Source organism: Flavobacterium sp. ACAM 123 (assembly GCF_000264055.1).
Lineage (GTDB): Bacteria > Bacteroidota > Bacteroidia > Flavobacteriales > Flavobacteriaceae > Flavobacterium.
Window position 1 is genome coordinate 1 of record NZ_AJXL01000145.1, and the last position, 7,201, is coordinate 7,201.

Consider the following 7,201-nt stretch of genomic DNA (forward strand, 5'->3'; position numbering starts at 1 on the left):
AAGTCTCTTTTATATTTAAATTAGTTAGAAAAAGAAAAAGCACTCCCTTTGTCTACGAAATGATCCTGCCATCTTCCATGGTTATTATTCTATCCGTTTTACTGGCAAAATCAATATCATGCGTAACAATTAATATTGTCTGGTTAAACTCTTGTGTTAATGTCTTAAAGATATCAAAAACAACGTCTCCATTTTTCTTGTCTAAATTTCCAGTGGGCTCATCTCCCATTATGATTAAAGGATCGTTTATAAGGGCTCTTGCTATCGCGACCCGCTGCTTCTCACCGCCACTCAACTGATTGGTCTTTTTTGTTGCGTGTTTTTCTATACCCAATGTTTTCAAATGTCCCATCGCACGGTGTTCTAATTCTTCTTTGGAATACTTACCTAATTTTAAGCCAGGAAGTATTACGTTACCCAACACATCATATTCTGACAACAAATAATGAAATTGAAAAACAAAACCAATTTTTTCGTTTCGAATTCTTGCCAAATTAATATCCGGTTGCCCCGTAACTAGCTCGTTATGAATCAATACTTGTCCTTCATAATCTGTATCCATAGTTGAAAGTAAATATAACAAGGTTGATTTTCCACAGCCAGAACGTCCCTCTATGGAAACAAACTCGCCATGATTAATGCTTAGGTCGATACTCTTAATTACCTGAAATTTTACAGGATTATAGAAATACTTTGTTAAACCTATGGTTTCTATCACTTTATTATTTTCCATACCTATTTCCCTCTAATAATTTCTATCGGATCTACTTTACTTGCTTTTAAAGCTGGAAATAAACCTGAAATAATTGTCGTAAAAAGCGCAAATGTTATTCCGATACTATAATACACTATATTATAATCAATTGGATATGTTTTAACGGTGGGTAAAGAAGTCGTTTCAAAAGGGATAACATCAATAATAGAAGAAAAAACATAACCGAAAACCAATCCAAAAATACCTCCTGTCAAACCAATAATTATCGACAATGATATGAAAATCCATTTTACGTCGTTACCAGAAAAACCAGTGGCTTTAAGAATGGCAATACTATCCATTTTTTCATAAATCATCATATTCAATATGTTGTAAATTCCAAAACCAGCAACAATAAGCAAAACGATTCCCACCGAATAGGAAATAATACTTCGCACTGTACTACCCGTTTCAAACTGCGAATTAGCGGTTTGATAATCCATTGCATCCAAATTGAAGGCCACATGAAACTCTTTAGCCAGGTCCACAGCCGATTCTTTATCATAAAGATTAATCTGAATATCCGTAATATAGTTTTTAGGCTGACCTAATAGTTTTTGGGCTGTGGCCAATGAGGTATAACTCATCACATTGTCAATTTCGGCAATTCCTATTTCAGAAATCCCCACTATTTTTAAGGAAGCTAGATTGCCAGTGGAAGTTGATATTTTTATAATATCTCCTTTCGAAAGTAACATTTTGTCAGACAGTCCCTTTCCAATAATAATACTGTTGTTCTGACTTAAATCCGTCACTTTCCCCTCACTTATGTAATCACTGATTTTAAAAAGCTTATCCTCTGCAATAATATCTATTCCATTTACAAAACCTGAAATTTCAATCGTTCCTGAGTTAAATAAAACGGAGGCAGTCACCTTTGGCGCCACATCAATAATGCGTTTGTCCTCCTTTAAAGTTTTAATGATTGACATGCTGTTGTATATCGATTTCCCTCTGTCTTTTGGTTTTATGGAACGAATGAAATTAGTGTTCTGTTTATAGTCAGCGGACAAAGCTAAAGGTTGATTTTCAGATGGTTTCACTTCATTATACAAAAGAACATGAGGGGTTCTGTTAAGCATTAAGCCATCCAGCATTTCATTCAATCCGCTCATAAAGCTGACTAGAGCGATAAACATAGCAATACCAAAGGTGACCCCCACAGCAGCAACTATAGTTTGTTTAAGTCGGGCTCTAAGCAAATGAAAAGCGATATTTAAAATCAGTTTATAATTCACTGTTTCGGCATATAAATGGTTTCATCCTTTTTCAATCCTTCTAAAATCTCCACCTTTTGGTAATCACTCAAGCCCGTTTTCACTTTCCTTTTCTCATCATTATTCACGATGACATATTCATTGTCCACTAAATAACTCTTAGGAATAGTGATGGTATTTTCTTTTGTTTTAATAATGATATTCGCTTCGGCGGTTAGGTTCGGATATAGTTTTTCCGGTACTTTTAGAAAGTGTGCTTCAATTTTAAAGGTACGGGAACGGGCATCCATAATGGGATATATTTTATCGACGATCGCTTCAAAAACTTCTCCTTTATAACTATCCATCGTAACTAACGCTTTCTGTCCCAAAGCCACGCGAACCATATCATTCTCATCCACTTCAAGTTCTAATATGAATGAATTTGCCTTACCGACTATCGCAAGAGGAGTCTGAGTGGTAACTAAGGTACCTTCATCAACCAAGACATCATACAATTGTCCGGCTAACGCACTTTTAATACTAAAATCACTTTGGGTATTTTGGCTGTATTTAAGATTGATATTATTGCGATCTTGGTCATTCTTCAATTGTACTTTGAGTTGTGCCAATTGTTTTTTGGCCGACTCATAATTGAGTTTTGAACTTTTAAAAGCCAGTTCGACCCCTTCAAAATCAACTTCTGAGATCCCTTCAAGCGACCTGATTTTCTTATTTCTGTTATAAATGGATTCATCAAGGGTGAGCTTATCCTTTGCCGATTGCACTTTCAACTCCATCTCCGCAATCTTATCTTTGATGTAACGGCTATTTCCTTGACTTAGCTGGTACGCTAATCTGGCATTTTCGGTATTTAACTCGGCTTTTTCGCTTTCTAGTTCAAAAAGCAATTGCCCCTGACTTATGGATTGTCCCGCGGCAACTTTTATTTTTTGTAAAATACCATTTACGGTGGAGTAAACGGTATACTGATCATCTGCTTTAATGATTCCTGATGCATATACACTTTCGGTTACCGTACCGACAGTGGGTTTTATTCCCTCACTATTTTTCGAACAGGATAGCACTAAAAATAAAACAGCCAATAAAGTATAGTTTGTAAATTTCATCTAAATCGATTTAATAAGAATAAGTGACGAATAAACACTTAAATTTACCTCTTTTTTCTGAAAATCAACCTAGAAAGACGGAATTTAAAAAAGAATAACCTGACTGTTTTGCTCAAATTACGCTTGCTAAGAATTAATTACAATTGTTTTTCCAACTTGTAATCTTCCATTAAATAGCCGTGATCCAATTCTATATCTTCTTTTCCAACAATTTCAAAGCCCAGTTTTTGATAAAAGGTCACTGCCTTATTGAATCGATTTACATTCAAGGATAGCACCTTTGAATTATTCTCTTTCGCATAACCTACGACAGCATCAATCAATAGCCTTCCTATCCCTTTTCCTTGCGCTTCGGGAAGTAAATATATTTTATGCAAACGTGTAACTTTATCATCTAAATAATCATGCTGAAAGGAAGCAAAACCAAGACACATAGTTCCCTCGGAAGCTAAAATAAAATGATGCCCTTTATGGAGCATATTATCCAGCAATACCTCTTTAGAATAAAAGGCTTTTAACATATAATCTAGTTGCGTCGCAGAAAGAATTTCCCCATATACATCAGGCCATGTTTTATAGGCAATTTCTTGAATTGTTTTGACATCGTTGGAATTGGCTACTCTTATTGTAATCATGTGAGGTTAGAGGTTATAAAATAGAGAATAGAAATCTAAGACTGTAAACTAAAAAATGGTAACTATAGTTTACCCGTGAATAGTTTCATTTTTACCATAATTCTCGATGACTGAAGCTTCAAATTCAATCCATTCCCGCCAGCGTTTTTCGACATCTATCCCTATTCCGTATTTTCTGGCATAAGTAATAAAAGTGGTATAATGTCCGGCTTCACTTTCCATTAAGTCCCTGTAAAACACAGCTAATTCTTCATCCTGAATATTCTCTGATAGCACTTTAAAACGCTCACAGCTCCTGGCTTCAATCATCGCCGAAAAAAGCAACCTTTCTACCAAACTGGAAACTCTACTTCCATTGCTGTTTTTTTTCATGTACAAATACAACTCATTCACATAATGATCTTTGCGCTCACGCCCTAATTTCAATCCGCGCTTAATGATGATATTGTGTACCTGCTCAAAATGATCAATTTCTTCTTTGGCCAAAGCCAAAAGATCCTGAACTAAATCTTGATGCTCTGAATTATTAGTGATAATAGTAATCGCATTAGTGGCCGCTTTTTGCTCGCACCAAGCATGATCCGTCAAGATTTCCTCGATGTTTTTTTCAACAATGTTTACCCATCTAGGATCCGTTGGCAATTGCAATCTTAATACACCCATTTTTATAGTCTTAAAGTTAAAAAGTCAAAAATTGAAAAGAATAAAGAATAAAGAATAAAGAAAAAGCCGAAAGTCAAAATTACAATTTCGACTTTCGACTTTAAAAACGGTATCACTTATTTTATTTTAGAAAACAAAAATAGCTCTTTCGCTCATCATTTCGTTAACTTCATTAGCGACTTGTTCTATAACCGCTTCATTTGTGTGATCCATAATCACCCTGTCGATTAAGTCAACGATCGCGTCCATGTCTTCCTCGACTAATCCACGAGTAGTGATAGCTGGAGTTCCAACACGAATACCAGAAGTTACAAATGGTGACTTATCATCAAATGGAACCATATTTTTATTAACAGTAATTTCTGCTTTTACTAGTGCATTTTCAGCATCTTTCCCAGAAATCCCTTTGTTTCTTAAATCAATCAACATCATGTGGTTGTCTGTACCTCCAGAAATGATATCGTACCCTCTTTTTACGAAAGCTTCCGCCATGGCTTTGGCATTTTTTTGCAATTGTAAAGCGTATGTAAAGAATTCATCTTGCAAAGCTTCACCAAAGGCAACTGCTTTTGCGGCAATGATATGCATTAAAGGGCCTCCTTGATTACCAGGAAAAACAGCTAGGTCTAAAAGTGAGGACATCATTCTGACCTCTCCTTTTGGAGTTGTTAAACCAAATGGATTAGGAAAATCTTTACCCATCATAATTAACCCTCCACGAGGTCCACGCAATGTTTTGTGCGTAGTAGTCGTAACGATATGACAATGAGGAATTGGGTCATTAAGCAATCCTTTAGCAATCAAACCTGAAGGATGCGAAATGTCAGCTAATAAAATAGCGCCAACACTGTCTGCAATTACTCTAAAACGTTCAAAATCCATATCACGAGAATAAGCTGAGGCTCCTGCAATGATCATTTTAGGCTGTTCTTTTATCGCTATTTCTTGAATTTTATCATAGTCTAAACGTCCCGTTTCACGTTCAACACCATAAAAAGAAGGGCTGTATAAACGCCCTGAAAAATTTACAGGAGAACCGTGTGTTAAATGTCCACCATGGGACAAATCAAAACCAAGAATTTTGTCTCCCGGCTTCAGGCAAGCAAAGAAAACGGCTGTGTTAGCCTGTGAACCGGAATGCGGTTGCACATTGGCATATTCAGCACCAAACAATTCTTTAGCTCTATCAATGGCAATTTGCTCCACAACATCCACTACTTCGCAGCCTCCGTAGTATCTTTTTCCGGGATATCCTTCCGCATATTTATTGGTCAAAACAGAACCAGCTGCTTCCATTACCTCATCACTTGCAAAATTCTCTGAAGCAATTAATTCTAATCCGTGTATTTGTCTTTCTTGTTCTTCTAGAATAAGGTCGAAAATTTGTTTGTCGCGTTGCATTTCGTTGTTTTTAGTTAATTTACAGCAAAAATACGAAAAAACGTTTGTGAAACTGTTAGATTATAATATATTTGAAGTATAATTTTCAACAAAACAATTAACAAATTATGTCAATAACAGCCAACGACACCAAAAGAAAATCATGGTTAGAAGTACCAGAAAAAAGTGATTTTCCAATTCAAAATATTCCTTTCGGCGTTTTTCTGACTAAAGAAAATGTGGTAACTGTGGGCACAAGAATTGGCGATTTCGCTATAGATTTAGGAGCTTTACAGCAATTAAATTACTTTGAAGGCATTGAATTGACTGACGATATGTTCATGCAGGACACTTTAAATGACTTCATATCAGATGGTAAAAAAACTTGGCGATTAGTAAGAAATCGTATTGCTGATATCTTCGATGAAAACAACCCTAAGTTGAGAGACACTGCGAAACATAGAGATATCATTATTTTCAATATAGATGAAGTAGAAATGCAGTTGCCTGTTCTTATAGGAGACTATACTGACTTCTATTCCAGCAAAGAACACGCAACTAATGTAGGAAAAATGTTTCGTGATCCAGAGAATGCTTTATTGCCTAATTGGCTTCACATTCCCGTGGGATATCATGGTAGAAGTTCCACTATAATTCCTTCAGGTATTCCGGTACACAGACCTATTGGTCAAACATTACCTGCTGGTGAAACCACACCCGTTTTTGGGCCTTCCCGTTTAATTGATTTTGAATTGGAAACCGCCTTTATCACGACTGATGCGAATGTGATGGGGGAAATGATTCCTATCAATGAAGCGGAAGACTATATTTTCGGAATGGTTTTATTGAATGACTGGAGCGCTCGAGACATTCAAAAATGGGAATATGTGCCACTAGGACCCTTCTTGGCAAAAAGTTTTGCATCATCGATATCACCTTGGATTGTTACTATGGATGCGCTGGAACCTTTCAGAGTTCCCAGCCCAAAACAAGATCCAAGTCCACTCCCCTATTTACAACAAAAAGGGAAACATTCCTTCGATATCCATTTGGAAGCAGCCATCAAACCGGAAAATGCAGAACCTACGATTGTGAGCAACTCTAATTTTAAATACATGTACTGGACCATGAATCAGCAATTGACACACCATACTTCAAACGGCTGTCGTGTTAATTCTGGCGACATGATGGGATCGGGAACGATTTCAGGACCTACACCAGAAGGTTATGGCTCTATGCTTGAATTGACTTGGGGTGGAAAAAACCCTATAAAGTTAAGTGATGGAACAGAGCGTAAATTCATTAATGATAACGATACTGTAATCATGAAAGGGTTCTGTCAAAACGGACAGGTACGAATTGGTTTTGGAGAAGTTTCCACTAAACTATTAGCTCCTTTTGTAAGGAAGTAGTTTGCAACTAAATTAAAGGGTCATAAAAAAG

The 7,201-nt window shown here is 36.3% G+C and carries 7 protein-coding genes; 1 reads left to right on the plus strand and 6 read right to left on the minus strand.

Annotation, left to right across the window (positions count from 1 at the left end; genetic code table 11):
* Positions 1-52 precede the first annotated feature (52 nt).
* From A3SG_RS0116845 to glyA, 6 genes are all read right to left on the minus strand, one after another.
* Positions 53-733, minus strand: a complete 681-nt coding sequence (locus tag A3SG_RS0116845) for an ABC transporter ATP-binding protein (protein ID WP_016991175.1) — start codon at positions 731-733, stop codon at positions 53-55.
* A 2-nt stretch (positions 734-735) separates the two neighbouring features.
* Positions 736-1,992, minus strand: a complete 1,257-nt coding sequence (locus tag A3SG_RS0116850) for an ABC transporter permease (protein WP_016991176.1) — start codon at positions 1,990-1,992, stop codon at positions 736-738.
* The gene (locus A3SG_RS0116855; protein ID WP_016991177.1) at positions 1,989-3,080 is read right to left on the minus strand and encodes an efflux RND transporter periplasmic adaptor subunit; all 1,092 of its coding nucleotides are present in this window, start codon (positions 3,078-3,080) and stop codon (positions 1,989-1,991) included. Before A3SG_RS0116855 ends, A3SG_RS0116850 begins: the two co-directional genes overlap by 4 nt.
* Before the next feature lie 137 nt (positions 3,081-3,217).
* The gene (locus A3SG_RS0116860; RefSeq protein WP_016991178.1) at positions 3,218-3,715 is read right to left on the minus strand and encodes a GNAT family N-acetyltransferase; all 498 of its coding nucleotides are present in this window, start codon (positions 3,713-3,715) and stop codon (positions 3,218-3,220) included.
* Between the two features lie 69 nt (positions 3,716-3,784).
* Positions 3,785-4,378, minus strand: a complete 594-nt coding sequence (locus A3SG_RS0116865; RefSeq protein WP_016991179.1) for a tRNA-(ms[2]io[6]A)-hydroxylase — start codon at positions 4,376-4,378, stop codon at positions 3,785-3,787.
* Between the two features lie 126 nt (positions 4,379-4,504).
* Positions 4,505-5,779, minus strand: a complete 1,275-nt coding sequence (glyA, locus tag A3SG_RS0116870) for a serine hydroxymethyltransferase (RefSeq protein WP_016991180.1) — start codon at positions 5,777-5,779, stop codon at positions 4,505-4,507.
* 107 nt (positions 5,780-5,886) lie between these two features.
* On the opposite strand from glyA, the gene fahA reads away from it, so the two are divergent.
* The gene (fahA, locus tag A3SG_RS0116875; protein ID WP_016991181.1) at positions 5,887-7,170 is read left to right on the plus strand and encodes a fumarylacetoacetase; all 1,284 of its coding nucleotides are present in this window, start codon (positions 5,887-5,889) and stop codon (positions 7,168-7,170) included.
* Positions 7,171-7,201: the final 31 nt, after the last annotated feature.